Annotated in this window: 22 protein-coding genes; 14 read left to right on the plus strand and 8 right to left on the minus strand. The window is 43.4% G+C overall.

The window, feature by feature from the left end; all coding sequences use genetic code 11:
- Positions 1-36: 36 nt before the first annotated feature.
- Positions 37-2,727 (minus strand): type I DNA topoisomerase, encoded by a 2,691-nt coding sequence (topA, locus tag PCRYO_RS09730; RefSeq protein WP_011514221.1) that lies wholly within the window; start codon positions 2,725-2,727, stop codon positions 37-39.
- Between the two features lie 279 nt (positions 2,728-3,006).
- On the minus strand, positions 3,007-3,603 hold the full coding sequence (locus PCRYO_RS09735) for a hypothetical protein (protein ID WP_011514222.1): 597 nt from the start codon (positions 3,601-3,603) through the stop codon (positions 3,007-3,009).
- A gap of 320 nt (positions 3,604-3,923) precedes the next feature.
- Between PCRYO_RS09735 and PCRYO_RS09740 the strand changes: the two genes are divergently transcribed.
- A complete protein-coding gene (locus PCRYO_RS09740) occupies positions 3,924-4,469 on the plus strand; it encodes a DUF2799 domain-containing protein (protein ID WP_011514223.1) in 546 nt (181 codons plus the stop codon).
- A 175-nt stretch (positions 4,470-4,644) separates the two neighbouring features.
- Here the strand turns inward: PCRYO_RS09740 and PCRYO_RS09745 are convergent, their stop codons facing one another.
- The 3 genes from PCRYO_RS09745 to PCRYO_RS09755 all read right to left on the minus strand — a co-directional run bounded on the left by PCRYO_RS09745 (position 4,645) and on the right by PCRYO_RS09755 (position 6,947).
- On the minus strand, positions 4,645-5,046 hold the full coding sequence (locus PCRYO_RS09745; RefSeq protein WP_011514224.1) for an ExbD/TolR family protein: 402 nt from the start codon (positions 5,044-5,046) through the stop codon (positions 4,645-4,647).
- 100 nt (positions 5,047-5,146) lie between these two features.
- On the minus strand, positions 5,147-5,836 hold the full coding sequence (locus PCRYO_RS09750; protein ID WP_041753203.1) for a MotA/TolQ/ExbB proton channel family protein: 690 nt from the start codon (positions 5,834-5,836) through the stop codon (positions 5,147-5,149).
- A gap of 106 nt (positions 5,837-5,942) precedes the next feature.
- Complete coding sequence (locus tag PCRYO_RS09755; RefSeq protein WP_011514226.1) at positions 5,943-6,947, minus strand: energy transducer TonB; 1,005 nt, start codon at positions 6,945-6,947, stop codon at positions 5,943-5,945.
- A 334-nt stretch (positions 6,948-7,281) separates the two neighbouring features.
- On the opposite strand from PCRYO_RS09755, the gene PCRYO_RS09760 reads away from it, so the two are divergent.
- The 4 genes from PCRYO_RS09760 (at position 7,282) to PCRYO_RS09775 (ending at position 11,467) form a co-directional block, all read left to right on the plus strand.
- On the plus strand, positions 7,282-8,334 hold the full coding sequence (locus PCRYO_RS09760; protein WP_011514227.1) for a siderophore ABC transporter substrate-binding protein: 1,053 nt from the start codon (positions 7,282-7,284) through the stop codon (positions 8,332-8,334).
- An 81-nt stretch (positions 8,335-8,415) separates the two neighbouring features.
- The gene (locus PCRYO_RS09765) at positions 8,416-9,522 is read left to right on the plus strand and encodes an ABC transporter permease (RefSeq protein WP_011514228.1); all 1,107 of its coding nucleotides are present in this window, start codon (positions 8,416-8,418) and stop codon (positions 9,520-9,522) included.
- Positions 9,523-9,584: 62 nt separating this feature from the next.
- Positions 9,585-10,652, plus strand: coding sequence for an iron chelate uptake ABC transporter family permease subunit (locus tag PCRYO_RS09770; protein WP_011514229.1), 1,068 nt, complete (start codon positions 9,585-9,587; stop codon positions 10,650-10,652).
- A gap of 44 nt (positions 10,653-10,696) precedes the next feature.
- Positions 10,697-11,467, plus strand: a complete 771-nt coding sequence (locus PCRYO_RS09775; RefSeq protein WP_011514230.1) for an ATP-binding cassette domain-containing protein — start codon at positions 10,697-10,699, stop codon at positions 11,465-11,467.
- Between the two features lie 40 nt (positions 11,468-11,507).
- On the opposite strand, the gene PCRYO_RS09780 is transcribed toward PCRYO_RS09775, so the two are convergent.
- Entirely contained in the window at positions 11,508-12,788 is a 1,281-nt protein-coding gene (locus PCRYO_RS09780; RefSeq protein WP_011514231.1) for a PepSY-associated TM helix domain-containing protein, read from the minus strand.
- A 184-nt stretch (positions 12,789-12,972) separates the two neighbouring features.
- Positions 12,973-15,066 carry a TonB-dependent receptor domain-containing protein gene (locus PCRYO_RS09785; protein ID WP_011514232.1) on the minus strand — a complete coding sequence of 698 codons (2,094 nt, stop codon included), beginning with the start codon at positions 15,064-15,066 and terminating at the stop codon, positions 12,973-12,975.
- A 649-nt stretch (positions 15,067-15,715) separates the two neighbouring features.
- On the opposite strand from PCRYO_RS09785, the gene PCRYO_RS09790 reads away from it, so the two are divergent.
- Positions 15,716-17,122 carry a uracil-xanthine permease family protein gene (locus tag PCRYO_RS09790; RefSeq protein WP_011514233.1) on the plus strand — a complete coding sequence of 469 codons (1,407 nt, stop codon included), beginning with the start codon at positions 15,716-15,718 and terminating at the stop codon, positions 17,120-17,122.
- A gap of 162 nt (positions 17,123-17,284) precedes the next feature.
- Here PCRYO_RS09790 and PCRYO_RS09795 read toward each other — a convergent pair whose 3' ends face one another.
- Positions 17,285-17,950, minus strand: a complete 666-nt coding sequence (locus PCRYO_RS09795; RefSeq protein WP_011514234.1) for a TetR/AcrR family transcriptional regulator — start codon at positions 17,948-17,950, stop codon at positions 17,285-17,287.
- A gap of 335 nt (positions 17,951-18,285) precedes the next feature.
- Here PCRYO_RS09795 and uraD point away from each other — a divergent pair, with 335 nt between their 5' ends.
- The 8 genes from uraD to PCRYO_RS09835 all read left to right on the plus strand — a co-directional run bounded on the left by uraD (position 18,286) and on the right by PCRYO_RS09835 (position 25,758).
- A complete protein-coding gene (uraD, locus tag PCRYO_RS09800; protein WP_041753208.1) occupies positions 18,286-18,807 on the plus strand; it encodes a 2-oxo-4-hydroxy-4-carboxy-5-ureidoimidazoline decarboxylase in 522 nt (173 codons plus the stop codon).
- A gap of 38 nt (positions 18,808-18,845) precedes the next feature.
- Positions 18,846-19,214 (plus strand): hydroxyisourate hydrolase, encoded by a 369-nt coding sequence (gene uraH, locus PCRYO_RS09805; RefSeq protein ID WP_011514236.1) that lies wholly within the window; start codon positions 18,846-18,848, stop codon positions 19,212-19,214.
- Positions 19,215-19,422: 208 nt separating this feature from the next.
- Positions 19,423-20,769, plus strand: coding sequence for a urate hydroxylase PuuD (locus PCRYO_RS09810; protein WP_011514237.1), 1,347 nt, complete (start codon positions 19,423-19,425; stop codon positions 20,767-20,769).
- Positions 20,770-20,915: 146 nt separating this feature from the next.
- Positions 20,916-22,427 carry an NCS1 family nucleobase:cation symporter-1 gene (locus tag PCRYO_RS09815; protein ID WP_011514238.1) on the plus strand — a complete coding sequence of 504 codons (1,512 nt, stop codon included), beginning with the start codon at positions 20,916-20,918 and terminating at the stop codon, positions 22,425-22,427.
- 100 nt (positions 22,428-22,527) lie between these two features.
- The gene (gene puuE / locus PCRYO_RS09820; RefSeq protein ID WP_011514239.1) at positions 22,528-23,508 is read left to right on the plus strand and encodes an allantoinase PuuE; all 981 of its coding nucleotides are present in this window, start codon (positions 22,528-22,530) and stop codon (positions 23,506-23,508) included.
- 224 nt (positions 23,509-23,732) lie between these two features.
- A complete protein-coding gene (locus PCRYO_RS09825) occupies positions 23,733-24,275 on the plus strand; it encodes an ureidoglycolate lyase (RefSeq protein ID WP_011514240.1) in 543 nt (180 codons plus the stop codon).
- 114 nt (positions 24,276-24,389) lie between these two features.
- Positions 24,390-25,226, plus strand: coding sequence for a bifunctional allantoicase/(S)-ureidoglycine aminohydrolase (locus tag PCRYO_RS09830; protein WP_011514241.1), 837 nt, complete (start codon positions 24,390-24,392; stop codon positions 25,224-25,226).
- 256 nt (positions 25,227-25,482) lie between these two features.
- Complete coding sequence (locus PCRYO_RS09835; protein ID WP_011514242.1) at positions 25,483-25,758, plus strand: Trp family transcriptional regulator; 276 nt, start codon at positions 25,483-25,485, stop codon at positions 25,756-25,758.
- Positions 25,759-25,798: the final 40 nt, after the last annotated feature.

Here is a 25,798-nt window from a genome sequence, read left to right on the forward strand (position 1 = left end):
GCCTAAAACTACTGACAGCTTAAAGGTAAAAGAAATTTACTCCTCTACCCACTCTCCTTTACGCCAGTAAACGCCCCAACGTGTGGCTTTGCCATTTTTCTCAGAGCCGATATACTGCTCTTTTTTCTTGCGCGACCAACGTAAAATCGTCGGATTACCATCTGGATCCTCATCTGGACCTTCAAACAAATACTGGAACTTGTCTTCCATTTTATCTTTAATCTCTCGCAGCTCAGCAAGCTTTGGCGGACGTGTCTCCCGTACTTTAGGGAACTTAGAGGCTGCTAAGAACATGCCCGCTGCACCTTCACGTAAGATAAAGTAATCTTCATGCTTAACTGATTTTAGCTCTGGTAGATGAATAGGATCCATGCGCGGCGGTGCTGCTTCGCCTGTTTTCAGCACTTTACGCGTGTTATCACATTGCTGACACGCAAAGTAAGGACCAAAACGTCCTGTCTTTAACTCCATTTGTCCATCGCACTTATTACAATCAATGGTTGGAGAATCAGAACCAGGAACTTCGAACTTACCTTCTTCTAAGACATAACCATCACAATCAGGATTGTTACCACACACATGCAGCTTAAGACCGCCATCAACGATATAACCATTCATTGCCGTACCGCATTTCGGGCAGCGTTTCTTCTCCATCAAATCTCTGACTTCGGCCGCTTCGTCATCACCTTCGGCATCATCAAGATTGGCAAAAGCTTCGACTGGCATTAAGTTCTTAGTGCCTTTACAGCGTTCTTTTGGTGGTAAGTTGTAACCAGTACAACCTAAGAATACACCCGTTGAACCGGTACGTAGCTGCATTGGACGAGCACAAAGATCGCAATGGACATCTGGTACATCGGTTGGATCATTCGGGCGCATGCCGTCTTTTTCTTTAGCACGATCAAGCGTTGTTTTGAAGTCACCATAGAAATTATCAAGGACATCTTTCCAATCGGTATCGCCTTCTGCCACATGATCAAGCTTGTCTTCAAGCGCGGCGGTAAAGGTATAATCCATCAAATCAGGAAAACTTGCCGTCAGTCTATCGGTGACGATATCACCCATTTTTTCAGCAAACAGGCGCTTGTTTTCTAACTTCACATAACCGCGATCTTGAATAGTCGAGATGATAGAAGCATAGGTCGATGGACGACCGATGCCTTTTTTCTCAAGCTCTTTGACCAAACTTGCCTCAGTAAAACGCGGTGGTGGCTTAGTAAAATGCTGACTCGGATCAAGCTTATCTAGTATTAATTTATCGCCTTTTTTCACATCTGGTAATAAGTTATCGTCGGTCTTGGCAGGTGGCATAACCTTGGTAAAGCCATCAAATACCAAGGTGCGACCACGCGCTTTTAGCTCGACATCATCAGCAGCAACGAATAAATTCACTGATAGATATTTTGCTGGTAGCATCTGACAGGCTACAAACTGACGCCAGATTAGCTCATACAAACGTATCGCATCACGCTCAACGGCTTTCAACTGCGTTGACTTCATATTGACGTTAGACGGACGTATGGCTTCATGCGCTTCTTGTGCGCCTTGTTTATTACCATAGAAATTCGGCTTTTCTGGCACGTATTTTGCGCCATAGCTGTCTTCGATATAGCCACGTACCGCAGCAAGCGCATCACCTGATAAAAAGGTCGAATCGGTACGCATATAAGTAATATGACCCGCTTCATATAAACGTTGCGCTAAAATCATGGTTTTCTTAACTGAGAATCCCAGACGCGTGCTGGCGGCTTGTTGCAAAGTCGAGGTAATAAAAGGCGCGCTTGGTTTCGACTGCGTTGGCTTCTCTTCACGTTCTTTGACGATAAAGTCATTTGCTTTTAGGACATCTAATACTTTATCAGTCTGCTCTTTATTGACGAGCTTTAGCGTTTTGCCGCCTTGCTTAGTGGCTTCTAAACGAATACCAATTTGCTCAGCGTCTGCAGCTTTTTTGGCTTTGCTATCAGCAATATGGGTATCGGCATGAATCTGCCAATATTCTTCTGGAATAAAGGCGCGAATTTCATGTTCACGCTCAACAACCAAGCGCATGGCAACTGACTGTACGCGACCCGCCGATAGACCACGAGCGACTTTTTGCCACAATAGTGGCGATACCATAAAACCAACGACACGGTCTAAAAAACGCCGCGCTTGCTGTGCATTAACTCGGTCAATATCAAGTTTAGACGGTTGCTTAAAGGCATTTTGAATGGCAGATTTGGTAATCTCGTTAAAAACCACACGCTCATACTTACTGTCAGCGCCGCCGATGACTTCTTTAAGATGCCAAGCAATCGCCTCTCCCTCTCTATCCATATCCGTTGCCAGATAGATTTTGTCAGCGTCTTTGGCTAAAGCTTTCAGCTCTTTAATGACCTTGGTCTTATTTGGCAAGACTTCATAGACTGCCGCCCAATCATGCTCAGGGTCGACACCCATACGCCGTACCAATGCTTGCTGAGTTTTCTCTTCTTTACTTAGACTGTCATCTTTTTTGGTCGTTGCTGGTTTCTTTGCGCTTTTGCTAGCACCGACTGGCAAATCTCGGACATGACCAATACTTGAGCGCACGATAAAATCATCACCCAAATATTTATTGATGGTTTTTGCCTTGGCGGGTGATTCAACAATCACCAAAGACTTGCCCTTTGGACTGGCTTTTGGGCTGCCTTTAGGTTTGTCAGCAGCGGGCGCTGCACTTTTTTTAGCTGCGGGTTTTGTCATAGGTGACGACACCATAATAAGTAAATTAAAATAAGAATTGTCTAGCAGCATGCCATTTATAGGTTTGGTTATAAGGGCGTGGCAAATTATTGTAGTAATGGCTGCTAGTAAAATCGGTTATAAAACAAATGATAACCATAACGAAAGGTTTCAGTTATAAAGACGTTACACTGCTAAGGCTTAAACTGTCAACTGAAAATGACTAAGCGTCTGCTAAAAGCACTTGCATATCGCTCGTTTATGGAGACGAAAAAACAATTTGCTACCTTGTGGTGATTTTTATAGGATCTTTTGCATTTGCAGCGCCCACTCTTCAAGCTTTTCTTTGAGCGCTAATAAATCGCTCTCAATCAATTTTTGCTGATAAGCAGGGTTGGTCGCAGGGCGTACATAAGCGATATCTTCCCAATAAATCACGATACTATTTGCCTTAGTCAATAACCCTTTTACATAGGGCTCAATACTGACTGGCAAATCAAGTGGCATCTTGTCCAAACTGACATTGGGCTTCTTAATTGCCGTATGGGTATTGCTTTGATTCGCACGAATAGCTGTTGGCACGATAAGCTTATTATCATCTGTAGTCGTATCGACAAAACTACTATCTGGTCGCCATTGCCCATCAATCACTTGATAGCGGGTAAACGGCAGATTGGTATTTTCTAATATTAAGCAATACTGCCCCATCATCCCGCGACCATACTCGTTGTCTTTACCCTTTATCCAGTCAGGACAAGTGACCAGCTTTGGATTGAGCTGCAAGCGGCGCGCGGTCATACGCAGCTTATCTAAACGCTGATCGATACCGCTCGGCTTGAGCGCCATCATACTCCCTAATACGAATAGTACAATGAGAATAGCAATCCACATACCCATGACAATCTGACCTTTTAGCTAATAAGTTCGCTCATAACAGCGATTATTTTATACGTGACTGACCTTGATAACTGTATTTATAATGCGTGTCAGCCTTCAAAAATCAAGAAGAATAGAGCGCAAGTATATAAATTACCGCATGCTAGATTATCTATCGTTATGAGACAAGCCACCAGCTAATCTACAATATCGCTGATATTTATAGTGGCATATCAAATACTTAGTACAGAAAGCTACTCGTTCGATAACAAGATACAAAAAGTCGAGCCTATAAAAAAGTGCTATGATAAACCATAATTTTAAACGCGCGCAGGTTTATTATGAATAATCTTATTAAGCGAAACTCATCGAGTGCCAATTTTACTCAAAAATCGCGCACTCCAATCATTAGTAAGTCCAGCGTTGCCTTAACACTAATCGGTGTTGCCTTATTTACTTTATCAGGCTGTGCCACCACTCAAAAAAGCCTGACGCCGCAGCAATGTCAAAGCAGCAACTGGCAAGAAGTGGGCTATGCCGACGGTATCAATGGGCGCTCAGGGGATTATTTTGGTCATTATGCTAATAGCTGTGCTAGTGCTGGCGCTCCCATGCCAAACCGTATTCAATGGGAACAGGGTCGCCAGCTGGGGCTGAAAAAATACTGTACCGAGCTAAATGCTTATAAGCGTGGTCGTGAAGGTTATGACTGGCAGCCTGTCTGCCCGCTCGAGGGCATCGAAAAGCTCGAAGAAGCTTACGCGCAAGGTCGCTATTACCATATCCGCCAACGTGACCTTGATCACTTGCGGTCGCCTTATCCGTTTGGTTATGGTCTTGGACGCTATGGCGGCTACGGCTATCGCCCGTTTGGCTACGGCTGGTAAGCATTTATCAAGAATAAAAGCTAAATAATACATTAATAAAATAAAGGAAACCTCACAAGATTACCTTGTGAGGCCGGAGAGAAAGTTTATTATTTTAATGGTTCTTATTATTATTCTGCTAATTTTTCTGTTAATAAGCTTGCTGATATTTTTAGCAATCTTATGTCTTTAACGATTATTCATTAACAAAGGCTATTTTGCTTAGTCCCGCTTCACTCGCCGCTGCCAACACTTGAGCGACGGTATCATATTTACTGTCTTTATCAGCACGTAGCTGTACGGAAGGATCTTTGCCAGCGGCACTTTGCTGCTGCAAGCGTACTTCTAGCTCTTCCATACTAATAGGATCGCTGTCCCAAAATATCCCTGCATCTTTATCAATACTGATTTGGATCGCTTCGGGCGGGATTTCATTTAACATCGCACTGGTCTTTGGCAAATCTAATGGCACTGCCGGATTCAATACGCTCGCCGTCAACAAAAAGATAATCATTAATACCAGCATGATATCGATCAGCGGAATGAGGTTCATCTCATTCATGCTTTGACTACTATCATCACCCAATTGAAATGCCATAATATTCTCAATACGTTTTGTATAATCATCAAAGCTATTACTTTCTAGCTTATCTGTCGCTTCGCTTTCTTTTAATGTAAAACCCTATCAATAAATAGGGTTACGGCTGTGATGGTGCTGATTTATGATAATGTTCTGTTTGTTGAGGGGCTTGCGTCTCTGTATGATTACCTTTTACTAACTGAGCTTGAGTCACGGCAGGTTCATTATTTATTGATGATTGTTGTGTGACTGCTAGCTCAGCAGATTGCGCCAGTAAATCATGGGCGCGATCATTTGCCTGGTACATGATGCTACGATTAATACGTACAGCAAGGTTATAGAACACTACCGCTGGAATCGCTACGGCTATTCCTAAACCGGTCATGATAAGTGCCTCACCGACCGGTCCCGCTACCTGCCCAAGTCCTGCTTGTCCGCTCATACCAATATTACGTAGGGCATGGAAAATACCCCATACTGTCCCAAACAGACCAATAAACGGTGCAATCGCTGCTGTCGTACCAAGGATAGGCAAACCACGCTCGCTAGCAAAACGGTAGCGACCAATGTGCTTTAGCAAGGTTTGCTCAGTAATCAAACGCCGCGTCGCTGCATCTGCCACACTTAGATCTGAGCGTTTTTCCTGCATCTGCTGGCTCAAATCATCAGCAACAGTCGTCACCAATTTTCGGCTTTGTAGCACCCGAATGATGCCCGTGACCCAAGAGATGATAGATAAAGCGAGCAGTAAAAAGAACAAGGTTCTAGTCACCATATCGCTATATTGCCAGTAAGTTGTAAAGTCCATGTCAGACTCCCTAGTAAGTTGTGCCATCACATAAACCTGCAGCGACTATCGCATTTATGCTTATCGTGAAAAGATTAGAATGTATGTTTTTATAGATGGATAATCATTAAGGTACTGCGTAGCTCACAGGCAAGGTCACATTGCCAACCACTGGTACGCCAGCATTATTCGTAAAGGGTTTAAACTTGCCTGAGCGCACTTGCCGCGTCGCTTCTTTATCCAATGCCGCATTCCCCGAAGATTGAGCGATACGCACATTATCGATCCCGCCCTGCTTATTTACCCTCAGTATCAATACTACGTTGAGCGTATCACCCGAATTTGCTCGTCGTGCAACGCGCTCAGGGAAACTGAAGTTTGGGGCTGATACCCAATTTGCTGAGCTGGCGGTAAAATTGACAGGCTCATTACTTTCAGCAGCTGCTTTAGCGGCCTTTTCTGCTTGCTTAGCCGCTCTTGCTGCTTTTTGAGCCGCGTCATTTGCTGCTTCGGCACTCGCTTTAGCATTTGCTACTCTTTGCGCTTCCTGAGCCTGAGCCTGAGCCTGCGCCTGTTGCAGCTGTGCTTCTTGCGCTGCTTTTTCCGCTTGTGCTGCTACAAGTCGACGTTGCTCAGCTTGCTGATTGTTAACCTTTTGGTTATTAGCAAGCTGCTCAGATATGGCTTTATCAATGGCGGGATTTGGCTCTTCTTGCTTAGTCTGTTTTTGTGACGGCTTTTCTTGAGCAATCGACGTTGTCTTTTCTTTTTTGACTAGCGGTGTAATATCAGGTTTGCGTTCTTGTACCACTGGTTTTTTTGGCGTCTCTGTGACCGGCTTTGGTTTTATTATAGCCTGCGGTTTTGGCGCTAGCGTGCTTTTATCTATCACAACCTTAGTCACTTCTTTTTCAACAGATTTCACCACTTTTACCGGCTCTTTAGGTAACGCAGCAGGTAATGATACCAGCTCTATTTCAATAGGCGGCGTCTGTTTGGGCGGCGCGACTTTGGGTGCAGACGGTTTCATTGCCACCAATGCCACTGCCGTAAGCACGTGAAGCCCTACTACAACTAGTATCGCTATCAAGATTGATTTAAGTGGGGGCGTCTCTAAATCCGTTGAACTCATAATACTCTAGCATTTAACCGTCATAGAATGGTGGTGATAATAATGCAAACGATAATTATTATCAATAGTAAATTTCTAATATTTCAGTCGGTATTGTGAATTTTTTAAGTTCAATCTAGGTCAGAATGCGAGTCTATTATAACCTGAATACACTTAGTTAATAAAAATCATTATCATCTTTATTGATAATACGTCTCAATTACTTTATGATGGCGACTGAATTATTTACCCAATTTATAATAAAACACCGACTCATTTAACCTGCCGTTAAATGAAGATTTTTATCGAGCAGGTTGTATAAAACTGCCAAAACCCGTCCTATACCGAGTTATCTATGTCTACTACCTCATTCTCTAGCCACCGTGCTACTCCTGTTTTTAAACGTCCCTTAATAGCTGCTCTCATGACTGCACTGCTTACTAGTATTACCGTAACTGGCTGTATCGCTCCTGAATCTAATGACTCAGAACCCGCAGATAGCAACACCGAAAATAAAACCGCTGATAAAGCCAAAAATGTCGCCACTAACGAGGCGGTTTCTGTGACCATTATTAGCGTTGATACCATCAAGGGATCTGTTGATTTGGCAATCAACCCATCGCCGCTAGTGGTTTATGACATGACCTTGATGCAGGATTTGGCAGCGCTCGATGTCGCTGTTGATGGCATGCCAAGCGGTCTAAAATTGAATAACCTGCATTCAAAAACTCAACCAGATCCGAAAAAAGTCGGCACAGTATTTGAGCCAGATCTTGAAGCATTAAACGCAATGCAACCACAAGCTATCTTGGTCGGCTCGCGTATGGCAGAGAAATATAATGCGCTCTCAAGCATCGCCCCAACGCTCAATATGAGTATTGATACTGCCAATATCTATGAGTCTAGCAAACAGCGCTTGCATGATTTGGGTGCGTTATTTGGCAAAAGCGATCAAGCCTTGAAGCTGCAACAGGATATCGACGGTCTTATTGATGAGACGAAAACAGCGACCAAAGATAAAGGCAATGGCTTGGTCATCATGGTTAATGGTAATAAGTTGTCTGCTTACGGTGATAAGTCACGTTTTGGCTTTATCCATACCGTACTTGGCGTACCTATGGTAGATAATCAGATAAAAGACGCCGATCATGGTCAGCCGGTTTCCTTTGAATACTTGCAAAAAACCAACCCTGACTGGCTGTTTGTGATTGACCGTAGCGCGGCTATCGGTGAAGAAAGCGTTGGTGCAAAAGCCGTCTTGGACAATCCATTAGTCGCGCAAACGACGGCTTGGAAAAAGAATCAAGTGGTCTATCTAAGCCCAGATTCATACCTAGCATTTGGTGGTTATTATCAGTGGATGCAAGATTTGACCGCGATTAAAACGGCATTTAGCCAAGCAAAGTAAACATTTTTATTCGTTGAAAAACAGACGTAAGTGCCCATTCTTGCGTCTACCCTTTACGCCAGCCATAAGTTAGCAGCCGTTATGCCCCTATTTTCTAATCACGCTACTAATATTGATAACGCTAATAGTGATAAATCTATATCTTCTGTACCCTCAAGATGGCAGCAGAAGGTAAATGGTGATTTAAACTCTAAATCACGCCACGCAAAAATAGCACCTTGGTTAATCAATACCGCAAGCTTTGTCATCATGGGAATGTTGGTATTGCTAAGTTTATCTATTGGAGTTGCTGACTTTTCATGGTCAGGTGTTTTTCATAGCCTCGCCAATCATAGTGCCAACTTAGACAGCTCACTGATGCTGGTCAGCCGCTTACCGCGGACGATTGCTATTATTTTGACCGGTATTGCCATGGCAGTGGCTGGGATGATTATTCAAGTGGTACTCAAGAATCGCTTTGTAGAGCCGTCTATGGTCGGCGCAACTCAAAGCGCTGCCCTTGGCTTATTGGTGGTGAGTCTGTTCTTTCCGGCCAGCGCGCTAATTATAAAGATGAGTGTGGCAACCATTGCGGCAGTATTTGGCATGATGCTCTTTATGCTGCTGATTCATCGTATTCCGCCGACAGATTTCTTGATGATTCCGTTGATTGGTATTGTCTTTGGCGGGATTATTGATGCTATTACTACCTTTATTGCCTATCAAACGGAAACGTTACAGATGCTCAGCGTTTGGCAATTTGGTGACTTCTCAAGCGTGTTGTCAGGACGGTATGAGCTGTTATGGTTGACTGGTGTGCTATGTATTATCGCCTATATTATCGCCGATAAGCTGACCATTATTGGCTTGGGCGATAATATTGCTTTAAATTTGGGTATCAGTAAGCGTCATGTGACGTGGATTGGCGTTGGTATGGTCGCCATGATGAGTGCCGTGGTCGTCGTGACAGTTGGCATGATTCCTTTTATTGGTTTGGTCGTGCCAAATATCGTCAGTCGCATTATGGGCGATAAGCTCAGGCGCAGCTTGCCAGCGGTCGCGTTATTGGGCGCTTCAGCGGTATTGCTTTGCGATATTATCGGGCGCTCGATTCGCTATCCGTTCGAGATTCCGGTAGCGACCGTCTTTGGTGTGGTCGGAACGGTGGTGTTTTTATGGATCTTATTACGTGCGCCTGCTGAGTCCTAAATGAGTTAGATTATCTAAGTTATCGTTGTTTTACTTGCCATTCTCTTTTATAAGATTAGCGTATGTTTTTACCTTCTGCCTCGTCTGGTCAAACGACTGATGCTACTATTGATAGTGCTAAGAGTGCTACCGCCAACCTGAACCCATTAGCAAAATTCTGGGCAAAGCTAGGGTTAGCTATCAGTCAACAGCCTAAATCTGTTGCGGCTCTTGTTTTATTAATCTCCGCCATTTTATTTTTAACCGTCAATGTCCATGGGCATTGGGATTTTGCCCTGCCACTACGGGGTAAAAAACTATTGGCGCTGATGGTGGTCGGCTATGCAATTGGCGTCTCTACTCTGCTTTTCCAGACTTTAACCCATAACCCTATCCTCACGCCCTCATTATTGGGCTTTGACTCACTTTATGTGCTATTGCAAAGTCTATTGGTATTTTTCTTAGGGGCGATTAGCTTCACCAGTCTTCATCCGATGGCCAAATTTTCGCTTGAGATTGTATTGATGTTTGGCGCGTCGTTATTACTGTTTAAATTACTGTTTTCCAAAAGCAGTCAGGATTTAACGCGGCTGATATTGGTAGGGGTTATTTTTGGAGTCTTGTTTCGCAGCTTATCAGCCCTGATTGCGCGACTGATTAATCCAGATGATTTTGTGGTGGTGCAATCGGCAAGTTACGCGCAGTTTAATACGGTCAATCCGCAGCTATTAGTCATCAGTCTATTTATTTGTGTCGTAAGTGCGCTATTTATTTGGCGCTGGCGGTATCAATGTGATGTGCTGATGTTGGGTAAAGCGCAGGCAACTAATCTCGGTATTAACTATCAACGTTTGGCATTTGGGCTATTAACCGTCATCGCGGTATTGGTCGCTACAGCTACGGCGTTGGTCGGTCCAGTGACCTTTTTTGGCTTATTGGTCTGCGCTCTAACCAATCGACTGGCGCGCCATATGTATCATAGCGAACGGCTCATTTTAGTGAGTTTAGTAGCGATGATTTGCTTGGTAATTGGTCAAACGCTCTTTGAACAAGTGCTCGGTATGGCAGGCGTATTATCAGTCGTTATTGAGCTGGCAGGCGGCTTGGTATTTCTAGCATTGATATTTATGAGCCAGCGGCGCTCGAACTAAAAACTCTAATCACTTATTAAACATTCAGCTAAAAAAGAAGCATTATGATAAAAATAACGGGTGTATCGCATCATATTGGCAAGCAGCAGATTTTGCATGATATCAACTTATTATTGCCACCGTCACAAGTCATCGCTTTAATTGGTCCCAATGGTGCCGGTAAATCGACGTTATTTTCGGTGATGGCGCGGTTGCAATCCTTGCAAAGCGGACAGGTTAGCTTTGCTGTAGATAATGAGGAACGTGATATTGTTCAATGCGATGCGCGTACCCTTGCGACAACGGTAGCAATGCTCAGTCAAGACAATCAAGTACAAGGGCGGCTGCGGGTACATGAATTACTGATGTTTGGGCGCTATCCGTATCATCAAGGACGACCTACGGCAAGCGATCAGAAACAAGTGGCTGAGATTATCGAACGCTTTGAGCTAGAGCCATTAGCTGAGCGTTTTTTATCTGCCTTATCGGGTGGACAGCGGCAACGGGTGCTGATTGCGATGATTGTTTGCCAAGATACACCGTATTTATTGCTTGATGAGCCGCTAAATAATCTCGATATGTATCATTCCGGACGCTTGATGCGTGAGCTGCGTGAGTTAAGTCATAGCCAGCAAAAAACCGTGGTCATTGTCCTTCATGACATCAATCAAGCCGCCCAGTTCGCTGATACGGTGGTGACCATGAAGGACGGTCAAGTACAAGCTATTGGATGTCCGGTCGATGTCATTACCCAACAAACCATGAAAGATCTCTATAACGTTGATGTGACGGTACTTAATCATCAAGGTCGTCCGGTAATCGTGGATGCGGCTTAAAATCGTACTTGTAAACGGCTTTGTCACTTTGACACCAATTTTATCTCAGCTTTCGCAAAGATTTTAAGCGTTGCTGTCGACCTTTCCACCACAAATATACCCCAGTACCAGACAAGACAGCAACGGCTAGTCCAATCAATGCCAAGAATATTTGATATGCTAAATGACCGACACCATGACTGATATGTCCCATATGTAAGGTGGATAGCCATTGGTCAGCTTTATGACCAAATGAGGCGTTTTGATAAGCAAAATTTATTTTCTCAACGCTACCATCTCTTGCATTGACTGTAATTGAAGACGCGCCACTTTTCTTGCCGATGTCTTGATTGGTTTTAAAGCGCATCTGCCACTGCTTATCTTCCTCAACCCAGCGAATACCCAATAATTGCTGCACGGTCAGTCCGTTTTCTTGCGCGGCAATATTCGCTTGCTTGCTTAAATAATTGACACTATTGGCTTTATTAACAACATTAATGGTGATCATTTCAGTGCTAACTGGCGCGCTAGATTTATCTGTTTTATTTGATTTGCCTTTGTTGCCGTCAAGACCGACCACCGCTTGCATCACTGGCTTATAGATCTGCTGCAAATTAAACCCCACACTTGACCATGCAATCACAAACAGCATCAGCCACAACCATAAACCAAACGCATGATGCGCATCATAATTAAGCTTAAAGGTATTGGTTTTGGTGCGGATTTTCCACGCAGGCAGCCAGCGTTTTAATAAAGACGCCCGTTTTTTAGCAGGATATTGGGGCGGTACCTGATTCTTTTTAACCGCTCTTGGAAAGGTCAAATAAAATCCAATAAAACAATTAATCGTCCAAACAAGCGCAATAATACCCAGTACCAGCTTGCCGATATCACCAAGCAATAACTCACGATGCAGCCAGAACACCTTCCACATGGTATTGCGCCATGCCCACTCGTCTTTATCACGTGCCCCAATGATATCCGCAGTATAGGGATTGATATAAACCTCTTGAAATAAAGGCGCAGGTTCTACCTTTACATCGCCTTTATATTTATCAACCGCAAAGACGACGGCGCGGTTAGGCTCGATTGCTACTGGCATGGTCGAAAAACTGTATTCTGGATAGTGGCTAATCACCTTGTCATGCAAGGTGGCGATAGACAATGGCGGTGTCTGCGCTTTCTCAACAACCGCCAAACGCTGATTAAATACCGCGTCCAGCTCATCGTGAAATGCCAATAGTGCGCCCGTTATACCAGCCATGAGTAAAAAAGCGGCCATCACAAGTCCAGTATAACGGTGAATCCATAGGCAAGTTTGGCGTGGGTTAAATGAAATCATTGATTATTATTCTTTGTTAATTTTAGCGTTAGAATTGCACTAAATGCTGATGTGTTAAAGACGCATAAAACGATTTAAAAAAGACATATGGTTTAAAAAAGAGGTTTCGACATAAAAAAGCCAGCTCTTATACAAAGCAGCTGGCTTTTTTAACACTCATTTTTTACGCATGATCAGTATAAATTTAGAACTGATAGGTTAAAGATGCTTTGATATTGCGACCGGGTTCAAAGTCGGTGCGCAAACCATCTGCTTGTTCTGTAAGCGAACGTGACGCATGGCTGGCATAGGTTTCATCAAAGATATTATAAACCCCAACAGTCGCTTTTAAACCATCGACTTGTTTTGGCATATAGCTCATAAAAATATCATGCACATCATAGTTAGACTTTTCAAGCTGGGCAGATTCAGTTTTGGGCGTGATGGCAGCCACATAGGTACTGCGCCAGCCCAGCTCGGTGGTGTCTGTTGGTACGTAGGCCAAGTTCACCATATATTTATCGCCAGAGTCGGCACTGCCACCCGTTACTGATGGGATGCTATAGCCCGTTTTATCACCTTTGCTACGTGCATGGGCATAGCTTAGACCCATGCTAAAACTATCCATTTTATAGTCAGCAGCGAGCTCAACACCCTTAATTTTATAATCTTCATCTTTATTGACCGCGCCTTGGCAAGCGCCACCAAGTTGTCCAGTGGTACAGTCTAAGCCAACGCGAGTACCACCAGAACGGACAAATTCAATAAAGTTTTCGATATCAGTTTCAAAATATTTTCCGCTAAGTTGTAACGCATCACCCGCTACCGTTAGGTCACGCAATGTTTTAACGATACCAATCTCAGCATTTGATCCTTCTTCTGCTTTTAAGTCTTTATTGACGTAGGTTTTGTCGCCATCTGAGTTAAAAATCGCTTGGCTCAAATCAGGACCGTTAAATAACTGCGTATAACTGGCAAACACTTGCGTTAACGGTGCAATCTCATAGCTTGCTGCAAGCGCACCAACGACATTGTCATAAGTTTTGCCACCAGCAACAAATTCAGGCGACTCATAACGGTCGTAGCGTATGCCCGGCGTTAAGGTTAATTTGCCATTTTTCCACTGATCTTCTAGATAAATAGAGGTATTCTTGGCTTCATCGGTGCCCTTTTTAACGAAGTCACGCTCTAGCTCAGATTCTTTTTTATAGTGCTCAACACCGGCGATTAGTTTATGGCTGCCGACATTGGTATCAATAACACTGGTATTTTGAATTTTTGCGCCCGTGGTTTTTACGCCCGCTTCCCAGTTATAACCTGGCTTTGTCGTATAGTCCGTATCGCGTGAAATCTGCGTTTCGGTTTGATAAACATTGGTATCGACATTGACCAAGTTACTGGCAGGATTGTAGCTATAGTCCAGCCCATAAGTATCACGCTTAACCTTTTGCGGTAGAATTTCATTCCAACTGCCAACGCCTGGGCTTGCTGGGAAATCTGGGCGTAATGGGAACATGCCTTCGTTTTCGGTACGGCTAAAGCTAGCCCCTACGTGATGGTCATTGGCAATATACGCGCCCGCCTTTAATAAAATATTCTCGCCTTTGCTATCTTCCGTTTGGATCTTACGACCTTCGCCATCTTCACCAGCATTGGCATTACGCTGACCATAATAAGCCAGTAAGTCTATATTATCCGTTGGGGCAGCAAACACAGTCGCTGAGGTGAGCAATTCATCATTATTACTAGCATAACCTGCGTGCAGTTTGGCACCGATTTTTTGTCCCGGTTTTAGTAGATCTGCGGCATCAACAGTTTTAAAAGCAACTGCGCCACCTAGCGCATCGTTACCTAGTGTCACTGAGTTATTACCGACCGATACTTCCGCTTGTTTTAGCAAATCAGGGTCAATGGTCACATCGCCCATATGATAAAACAGCGTGCCTTCTTGGCGAGCGCCATCAATGGTCACTTTCAAATTGGTATCATCGAGTCCACGTACGCGTATACGCTGATTGACCGCTGACGTACCGCCTACCGTAACACCGGGTACGACATTTAAAAAATCACTTAAGTGGCTTGCCTGCGCAGCTGGGGTATAGCCTTCAACATCAACACCGCCCTCTTGCACGCTTTCACGTACTGAGCTGTTTGCCGTCACTGTGATGGTCTGTAAGGTAGTGCTCGGCATATCTGCTGAGGTCGTAGCACTCGCCGCTTGTGCCCCCAATACTGCTGCTACGCCCATAGACAATACGGTCAATCGACTAGAAAATCTTGATAATTTTACTTCGCGCATAACATACTCACTTTATCTAGTATAAGAATTTTAAAACTCGTTTAGGAAATCAATAATCAGTAATTTTTGCCCAAAATTACTTTCTAAAAAGCTTGATGCTTTAATAATTATTAAGTTTCATATAAGAATGACATTATTAATGTTAATGATAATGATTAGCGTTTAAATATTGACAGGCATAATAACGAAGTATTAACAATTTGGCAATATTTAAACTGAAAAATTTTCTTTTAATATCTTTGTACGCTTGTATCAGCACCTGCACATCTGATGAATACCTTTAGTCTATTGCTGTCTAGATAAGTTCCACCTATATGCGGAGGCGATTATCAGCGACAGAGTGATTATTTATAAACGCTGAATATCAAAAAAAAGTATTGCAATATACTGCCAATTACATATACCCTAAGATAGTTGACTATTTAGTCAGGTTTGTACATACGACTATCGGTCAGACTGAGAAAGACTGGTTATTTGCTTACATGTATTTGCATAAGGATCATGCGACTCTGTGTTTGATACTGTGTAAACAGCTAGCTGCGATAAGGATTTATAGAGACCCTCATATGTCTCCTATTTATCAACGTAACGCTGTCTCTAAATATCTTTACAGAGCTTGGACTAAAAGTCACTTTAGGAGAAAGCCAAAATGAGTGAGCATACTCAAGGAAATCCCGATTTATTGTACGGACTGCACGACCGTCCTGCGCCTGCAAAAGCATTCTTAGGTGCGGTACAGCATGTACTCGCCGCTTTCGTTGGTGTTATTACGCCCTCATTGATTATTGGCGGTGCTTTGGGTCTAGGTGAGCATATTCCCTACCTGATCAGTATGGCGCTAATGGTATCTGGGGTTTCAACCTTTATTCAAACCCGTAAATTTGGTCCTGTCGGTTCAGGGCTAATGGCTCTGCAAGGCACCAGCTTTGGTTTTTTAGCGGCAGTGTTAGCAGCAGGTTTTGTAGTAAAAAACCGAGGTGGTAGTCCTGAGGAGATTCTCTCTGTAATCTTTGGCGTGACATTCTTAGGCGCCTTTGTCGAGATATTCTTGAGTCAGTTTATTACTAAACTTAAATCCTTGATGAGCCCTATCGTCACCGGCTGTGTCATTGTCACTATTGGTTTGTCCCTAACCAAAGTTGGTCTAACCGATCTAGCAGGCGGTGTTGGCGCAGAGAATTTTGGTAGCATGGAGAATTTGCTACTGGGCGGCGGGGTATTAATCAGTGTCGTGCTTATTAGTATCGTACCTAACAAAGTTATTCGCTCAAGCGCTATTTTTATTGGTCTGATGTTAGGCTTGCTGGTAGCAGCATTTATGGGTCGTATTGACTTCTCATTAGTCTCACAAGCCCCGCTACTGACTGTACCTGTGCCTTTCAAGTTTGGCTTTAGTTTTGATTGGCAAGCGTTTATACCGATTGCTTTTATGTATATCATTACCAGTATCGAGACTGCTGGTGATTTGACCGCAACGTCGATGATCTCAGGTGAGCCTATCAAAGGTCCACTATATGAGAAACGTATCAAAGGTGGGGTACTAGCTGACGGTGTCAACTCTGCCATTGCTGGTATCTTTAACAGCTTCCCAGTCACTACTTTTAGCCAGAATAATGGCGTTATTCAGATGACGGGTATCGCTAGTCGCTATGTGGGCTTCTATGTCGGCGGTATCTTATTTTTTATGGGTTTATTCCCTATCCTAGGTGCTATCTTCACTCAGCTACCAAAACCAGTAGTTGGTGGTGTGACACTGCTAATGTTTGCAACCGTAGCGACTGCTGGTATTCGCATACTTTCAACCGTAAACTTTACCCATCGTAATATCTTAATCATAGCCACCTCTCTAGGTTTGGCGATGGGTGTTGCCTTTGTACCTGATGTATTTGCACAAATGCCGCAGATGTTCCGTAATATCTTTGGTTCAGCAGTGACCGTATCGGGTATTATCGCGATTACGCTTGATATGATTTTACCAAAAAGTTTTGGCGCAGAGTTTGATACGGCTGACCAGCATGCTGAGGATGACGTGAAGCCTGCTCGTGAAGCCGCTTAAAAGTGAAGGGTTAGATGATTTTCTAAGACAATGTAAAAGACTTTGATGAGTGACAAAAGAAAAGGATTGCCTTAATGATAAAGCGCTAATTAGCAGCGATATCGTTAAAGCAATCCTTTATGCGTCAAGCCATTCATTAATAGCAGTTGTTCCAATCTACCCCTACTCGAGTCCGCAACCTCGTAGTATAAAAGGTATTAAGAAGTCAGCAGCGCGTGCCTCGTCTGTCTCATCATACGCGCTCTTTTGCATTAAGCCGACGATTTCTGTTTCAAACTCTGCATAGCGCTGCGTGGTTGCCCAAATCAAAATCAATAGCTGTAAAGGGTCAGCAATGGCAATTTTGCCTTGCTCATGCCATATCTTCATGACTTGTGTCTTATCCAGTGCCCAATCTTTCATCGCAGTCGACATAAAATCATGTAAATGCGGGGCACCGCCGATGACCTCTAACGCAAATAGCTTATGGCGATTTGGGTTTGCAAATGCTTGATGCAATTTGGTGCGGACGAACTTTTCGATAACGGTTCTTGGATCGCTGTCTACCGTCATCGTCACCAAGCCATCATTCCACTCTTGAATGATGGCACGCAAAACTACTTTGTACAGATTGGTCTTACTTTTAAAATAGTAATGCACATTGGCTTTTGGCAGCCCTGCTCGATCAGCGATACCTTGCATGGTGGCACCGCGATAGCTTTTCAGCACAAACTCTTCTTCAGCGGCAGTCAAAATCACCGCTTGGTTTTGGGCACGAATATCATGCTGATTGCGATGAACCACGCTCTCAGAGGCGGATGAAGCTTTTGCTTTAGAAATTTGAGTCATAGGTTGCACCATTAGACATTTATATCAGTAAGTACCATATTCTAGCGTGACTTTAAGATAAACTGTAAATAAACACACCGATTATTAGCATATCTAGTAAAAAATAAAAATATTTTGCATAAAGTAGTTGACCATTTAGTCAGGTTTAAGCAGAATGGATATATATTAACCAATTATGACTCAATCGATACTACTTTCACCTGAGTTTTCCCTGAGTTAAGTAATCAACAGACTAATATCAGCACACGATACTGTCTGTACCTTATAAATTCATATCACTCAAATGATAAATGTGTATCCGTCAACACTTTGTGTCAACAGATAAGGATATCACTGTGAGCTTATCACTACCGCAACTGAACGCCCTCTCGCAAGCCGATGCGACCTCAGAATTTCTAACTTGCTGTACCAGTAGCCAATGGGCGCAAACCTTGGCAGACGCACGTCCGTTTGCAGATATAAAAGCGCTACTGAGTGCAAGCGATGACGCATGGCAACAAGCTAAAGCGGATGAAGCTAACTTGCTAGAAGCCTTTGATGGTCACCCACAGATTGGCAATGTCGACTCATTAAAAGAGAAGTATCGCAATACGCAAGACAGTGCCGCTCATGAGCAATCAGGCGCCAATGACGCTGAAGATGCGGTACTTGAAGCGTTAGCACAAGGCAATCAAGACTATCTCGATAAATTCGGCTTTATCTTTATTGTCTTTGCAACTGGTAAAAGCGCGCAGCAAATGCTTGATCTATTGCAAGCACGCCTGCCAAATGATCGCGAGACTGAATTGCTCAATGCGGCTACTGAACAAAATAAAATCACGCGTTTGCGTTTACAAAAACTGTTAGGCGACGCTTAAATCTTGCTTTGTCTCTCTCATACATAAAAGGAATTATTATGTCAGGTACTCTTTCATCACATATTTTAGACACCCATCTTGGCAAGCCTGCCGCTGATATCGCAGTGACGTTACATCGTATTAGTGCCAGTGGCGAGCCATCATTATTGGCAAACGGTGTCACCAACGCTGATGGTCGCGTGACGCCAGATAGCTGGGCATTTAATCCAGAAATTGATATTGCCGAGTATCATTTAGATATCGGTCGCTATACGCTGACCTTTGATACCCAAGCATATTTTGATACGCAAAACCTCACAGTATTTTATCCGCAAGTAGTCATCGATTTTATGATACAAGATAACGGTCACTACCATGTGCCGCTACTGCTTAGCGCACACGGCTACGGCACTTATCGCGGATCATGATTCTATAGCTTTATGACTCGAAACCTTATAAAAACAAGGCTAAACGAGTTCTGGAAACTTTAAACAACTGACAATGAGGTCAGTGATTTAAGACCAAATGAATAATGCTGGTATCGCTACGTTGTATCACAATCTTTTATAATAACGAAGGTGAGCAAAAGTCGTTACGAGTTACCAAGATATAATAATATAAAAGGACATTGACAACATGGGTGCATATCTTCTCGATTGGCTAAGCTTATTTTTCCGCTGGTTTCACGTTATCGCTGGTGTAGCATGGATTGGCGCATCATTTTATTTCGTATGGCTAGATATGAGTCTTCAGAAGCCACCAGAATGGAAAGCCAAAAAAGGCATTTCAGGCGATCTTTGGGCAGTACATGGTGGTGGTTTCTATGAAATTGCCAAATACAAGCTCGAACCTGAAGAGATGCCAAAAACGCTGCATTGGTTTAAGTGGGAAGCCTACACCACATGGCTAACCGGTATGGCAATGCTCATTATCGTCTACTACATCAATGCCACGGCTTACTTGATCGATCCGAGCAAAGTTGACTTTGGTAGTAGCATTGGTGCTATATCGACCAGTCTACTATTCTTATTCGGTAGCTACTTTATTTATGAAGTCATTGTGCGCAGCAATGTCGGCAAAAATAAACTGGCTTTCAGTATCACTATCTTTGTACTCATGATTATCGCCACTTGGGGCTCATACCAGCTGTTTAGTGATCGTGCATCCTTTATCCATGTCGGTGCCATTTTAGGTACTATCATGGCAGGTAACGTCTTCTTCGGTATTATGCCAGCTCAGCGCGCACTTGTAGATTGTGTACGCCGCGGTGTCAAACCAGGTCCAGAAGTAGCAGATTTGGCATTGATGGCCAGAAACCGCTCATTGATGAATAACTACTTTACCTTGCCGCTCATCTTTATCATGATTAGTAATCACTATCCAATGATGTATTCACATGCGCATGGTTGGTTAATATTGGTATTCATTGGTGTCATCACGGCAACAGCTCGTCATTACTTCAACGAAAAACACTTGGGTCGCCATAGACCAAAATTCTTAGTAATTCCTGCGATAGCAACCGTACTATTGATTATCTGGATGCGTCCAGCACCTATCGAGCCATTACCAGTTTCTCCAATCAAGACGCCTGCTGTCACTGAAGTAGCACCGACAGATACACCGCCTGCTGCTGTCACTCAAGATACGAATACGGTAGCACCTGCTACTGCTACAGAGGCTGATCCCAATGCGGTTGCTGGCGGAACTGCCGCTACCGAAGTAGTACCTGTTGCTCCTTCAGCTGACGACGCTATCATGAAAGTAGTAGAAGCAAAATGTAGCGTTTGCCATGCGGCACAACCAACCCAAGCTGGATTTAATGGGCCGCCAGCGGGTATTATTATCCAAACCCCTGCAGATATAAAAACTCATCAAGCTAAGATTGTGACTGCTGTACAAAGTGGCTATATGCCACTGGGTAATATCACTCAGCTAAGCGATGAAGAGCGCCAACAACTGGTCGCTTATGCTTCAGGGTTATAAATGAGCATTCTAGACAGAGAAGAGTAAACGCTGATCAAACAATTATCTTGACCAATGACCTAGACATCCTTAAAGTGTTAACAATAAACATTAATAAGTGTTAACAATATTTGTTTCGATTGATTTCAATCTAAAGGGAGAAAAGGATGTCCACTGCGAATGAGCAAGGAAGTCAGCTCAGTACTCAATCCAATAGCGCGCTCTATGATTGCAATACCTTTAATCCAGAACGCAAAAACTCAAGATTATACAATGAAGATCTTGCCCCACTACAGCCTGAACAGCGTAATTGGGGCTGGTTTGCGATATTTAATGTTTGGTCCAATGATATTCAGAGCTTATTCGGGTATACCTTAGCGGCCTCCTTATTTTTGAGTTATGGACTGAATGGGTGGTGGGTCATGGCAGCGATTATCTGCTCAGGATTCATCGTCATGCTGATGGTCAACTTAACTGGCAAACCCAGTGTCAAATATGGCATCCCTTTTCCAGTCTTGATACGTGCCAGCATGGGTATCAATGGCGCTAACTTACCTGCCATCTTACGCGCTATTATCGGTATCTTTTGGTACGGGGTGCAGACCTACTTTGCCTCAACTGCAGTTGCCATTTTGTTGACTATTGTCATAGGTAGCCCAGATACGACATTTTTAGGCTTGAATAGTACCGCTTGGATTGCCTTTGTCATCGTTTGGGTATTTCAGATTTTACTGTTTTGGGCAGGCATCGAGCCGATCAAGCACTTTTTGAATTGGGCAGGACCGCTAGTCTATGTCGTTATGGTCATCTTGATGGCCGTCATCTGGTATCAATCAGGCTCTGAGTTGTTACCTGCGATTAACTCTATCTTCGCTAGTGGCAGCGATTATAGTGGAAATGCCATACAGGCATTTACTGCTATCGTCGGTACGATGGTTGCTTATTTCGCAGCAGTCGTCATAAACTTCGGTGATTTCTCACGATTTTTGCGTAGTGAGCGCGATATGCGCTTGGGTAACTTACTCGGTTTGCCGATTAACATGGTATTTTTCTCGTTCATCGCCTTGGTCATTACCGCTGGAACCCTAGTAATATTTGGCGAAGCATTGACCAATCCATCGGATATTGTTGATCGTGTAGATTCTCTACCCTTGACCATTATTGCAGCGCTGACCTTCTTTGCTGCAACCGTCGGTATCAATATGGTTGCAAACTTTATTCCCCCTGCTTACGATTTGGCTAACTTATTTCCTAAGCATATTAACTTTCGCATGGGCGGTTTAATTACTGCTGTTATCGCCTTTTTCGTTGGTGCTTTGTGGCTATCATTTATCAGTAAGATCGGTATTGTCGGTTTTGTAAATACTATTGGTGCGGTTATCGCTCCATTCTTTGGTATCTTAGTCATCGATTATTACCTAATTAAACGTCAACATATCGATATGAATGACTTATTTTCCGCTCAACCAACTGGTGCTTATTACTACTACAAAGGCTGGAACATCCGTGCGCTTATCGCCTTTGCAATCGGCGCTTTATTCTCTATCGCCACGGTATTGATACCCGCACTGACTAAGCTTGAAGGTTATGGTTTCTTATTAGGCGCGGCAATAGGTGGCATCGTGTATTGGGTATTGATGCGCCCTTATGCAGTAGATCCTGACACCATAGTAGAATAAGGCAGTGAAGTCAGAAAGATGAAGTGCAATAGTAGAATAAAAAATAGTTATTACATTTCTAATAGATCTATTACTCTGTTTTTATAAAGGATAAAACACCATGAAAAAAAAGATAACCAGCGACTTTGATCAAGCCGCTTATCCACGCGATTTAAAAGGCTATGGCGACCATCCACCCAAAGCCAATTGGCCGGGCGGCGCTAAGATTGCCGTACAGTTTGTGCTAAATATCGAAGAAGGCGCAGAGAACAGTGTCTTGCATGGCGACGGTCAGTCAGAACGTTTTTTATCAGATGTTTTAGGTACGCCAGAATTTAACAACCGCCATCAGTCGATTGAGTCAGCCTTTGAATATGGTAGCCGAGTGGGTGTTTGGCGCGTACTAGATACTTTTAAAGAATATGGTTTACCTATTACTACCTTTACTTGTGCAGCCGCTGCCGAAAAAACACCGCATATTGTCGAGCGCATTCTAGAAGATGGTCATGAAATTGCCAGTCACGGACTGCGCTGGATAACCTATCAATATATGTACCGCGAGACCGAGCGTGAACATGTACGCCGCGCTACTGAAATATTTGAGCGTATGGTTGGCAATCAGCCTCTTGGCTGGTATACCGGTCGCGATAGCCCAAATACTCGCGAGCTGGTCGCAGAACAAGGCGGCTACATTTATGACTCTGACTCTTATGCTGATGAGCTGCCGTACTGGCTCAATGTTAAAGTAGAAGAAGGCAACAAAATTGCTCGCAAACCGCATCTGGTCATTCCTTATACGCTTGAGACCAATGACATGCGTTTTTCTTCAAGTCCTGGGTTCACCAATGCTGAACCTTTTTATCAATACTTAAAAGACAGCTTTGACACTCTATATGAAGAAGGTCAAGACACTCCCAAGATGCTAACCATTGGTTTGCATTGCCGCATCATTGGTCGTGCTGGTCGCATTAAAGCGCTTAAACAGTTTTTGCAATACATCACCAGTAAACCCGACGTTTGGATCTGCCGCCGCGATGAAATCGCCAAGCACTGGTATGAAAATCATCCAGCCACGGCTGATAACACCGCCAACTGGATGTAGCCGTAACAACAATCATAAGACGTATCATCATATTAATAAGCATGTACGTAGTAGCAACCACTTAAGCTAACGGATGATACGCTTGAGGTGGTTAATACCTGAGTGCTGTAATTGCTTAAAAATGACATCTTATGTCCGGTATTTTCTTATCTCAAATAGATCTATCACTTAATAAGTTGCTAGAACAAATAAATAATATTGTTAATTAATCTAAAGGTGAACTTATGAAAACTACAATCATTGCTAAACCTTTAACTAAAGCTGCTTTTGCTCCTTACGGCTCAGTAATCGAGCCTTATGATGATCAAGAAAAGTGTCCTGAAAACAGCTGGGATATCAATCGTGGCTTTGCCTGTCGTCATAATGCCATCTCAAAAGTCACTCATGATGGCGGAGAAGTCGGTTTTAGTATTTTCCGTACTAAAAGACGTGACTGCCCTATTACGTTATCGGTGATGGAATACCATCCATTTGGCACGCAAGCGTTCTTTTCTATGAATGGCACAGACTATATAGTCGTTGTGGCAAAAGCTGGCGATGCGCCTAAATCAGCTGATGATTTAGAAGTGTTTTATGCTCATTCGCATCAAGGTGTACAGTATGATGCCAATGTTTGGCATCATCCGCTACTGGCGCTAAAAGCGGATTGTGACTTTTTAGTGATTGATCGTATCAACGGCGAAGGTAACAATTGCCATGAATTCGAGATTGATGATTGGGAAGTTTGCATTGATATATCTGCTGAGCAGGCTAAAAATCAGGCCTAATGGCTATCGTCAACTGACGAAGAATTATGCTAATGTCAGAGCATTAATCATATAAAAAATCAAAGGTTCAGACACAAATTTATCGCGGCACCAAACCCCTAAGGAACACGAACCATGACAACAAAAAGTACTTATTACGCACCAACTGGCGGATTGCCTCCACAAACACAATTACTATCCGATCGTGCTATCTTCACCGAAGCTTATGCGATTATTCCTAAACGTGTACTAACCGACATCGTGATTAGTTATTTACCTTTTTGGACAGGCATGCGGATGTGGGTGCTTGCACGTCCTTTAAGCGGTTTCTCTGAAACCTTCTCACAGTATATCGTCGAAGTAGCACCAAATGGCGGCTCAGAAAAGCCTGAGCTAGATGCAAATGCCGAAGGCGTCGTATTCATCGTTGAAGGTGAAATGGACATGACGATTGAAGGCGTGTCGCATCATCTTGAATCAGGTGGTTATGCATTTTTACCACCTGGCTGCAAATGGACGCTAAAGAACAATAGCGACAAGCACGTTAAATTCCATTGGATCCGTAAAGCCTATCAACACTGTGAAGGTATTGATGTGCCTGAAGCGTTTGTAACTAGCGATCACGATGTTGAAGCTATTGAGATGCCGGGTACTGATGGCGTATGGACAACCACTCGATTTACCGAGCAGTCTGATATGCGTCACGACATGCATGTGAATATCGTGACGTTTCAACCAGGTGGCGTGATTCCATTTGATGAAACGCATGTTATGGAACATGGTTTGTATGTATTAGAAGGTAAAGCCGTCTATCACTTAAACGGTGAATGGGTAGAAGTTGAAGCAGGTGACTTTATGTGGTTACGCGCATTCTGCCCACAATCTTGTTACGCTGGCGGACCGGGTCCATTTAGATACTTACTATATAAAGATGTGAATAGACATATGCCGTTTATTCGTCCAGTAAAATAAGCAATATAAAGGCATAGTCGTTCATTCGAATCTATCATTCATTGTTCTTTCGAACACCAGCAAAATTTTTAATAGTAAAGCCAGCTCATTACGATTAGCTGGCTTTTTATTTTTATGCTGAAGTTCATATTTTTGAACAATGCTTTAATCAAGCAATGCTAAAACATTCATCACTTTACTTGTTTTTTATGTACTACTGTACTAGAATACTGAAACAAGATAGCCACTTACCTCTTTTTTATTAAGATTAAATATTATGAGCACTGACCCTTATCGTAGCTTGTTGACGCATTTAGCCCATTGCAATGACAGTAATGATATCGATGAGCTATTAACAGCGCTACTAACGACTAAAGAGCAACACGAGATTGCCAATCGTATCTGTATTTTTGATTTGCTCGAGCGTGGCATCACCCAGCGTGACATCTCCGAACAGTTGGGCGTTGGCATCGCAACGGTCTCTCGCGGCGCCAAAGCCATGCAAATTCACGATGTAAGCGCACTGCTAGCCACCCACAGACAAGACAATTAACGCCAAGAATGTTAGCTGAATTTATTTTATAAGACCTATT

The organism is Psychrobacter cryohalolentis K5, assembly GCF_000013905.1.
Taxonomy (GTDB): Bacteria; Pseudomonadota; Gammaproteobacteria; order Pseudomonadales; family Moraxellaceae; genus Psychrobacter; species Psychrobacter cryohalolentis.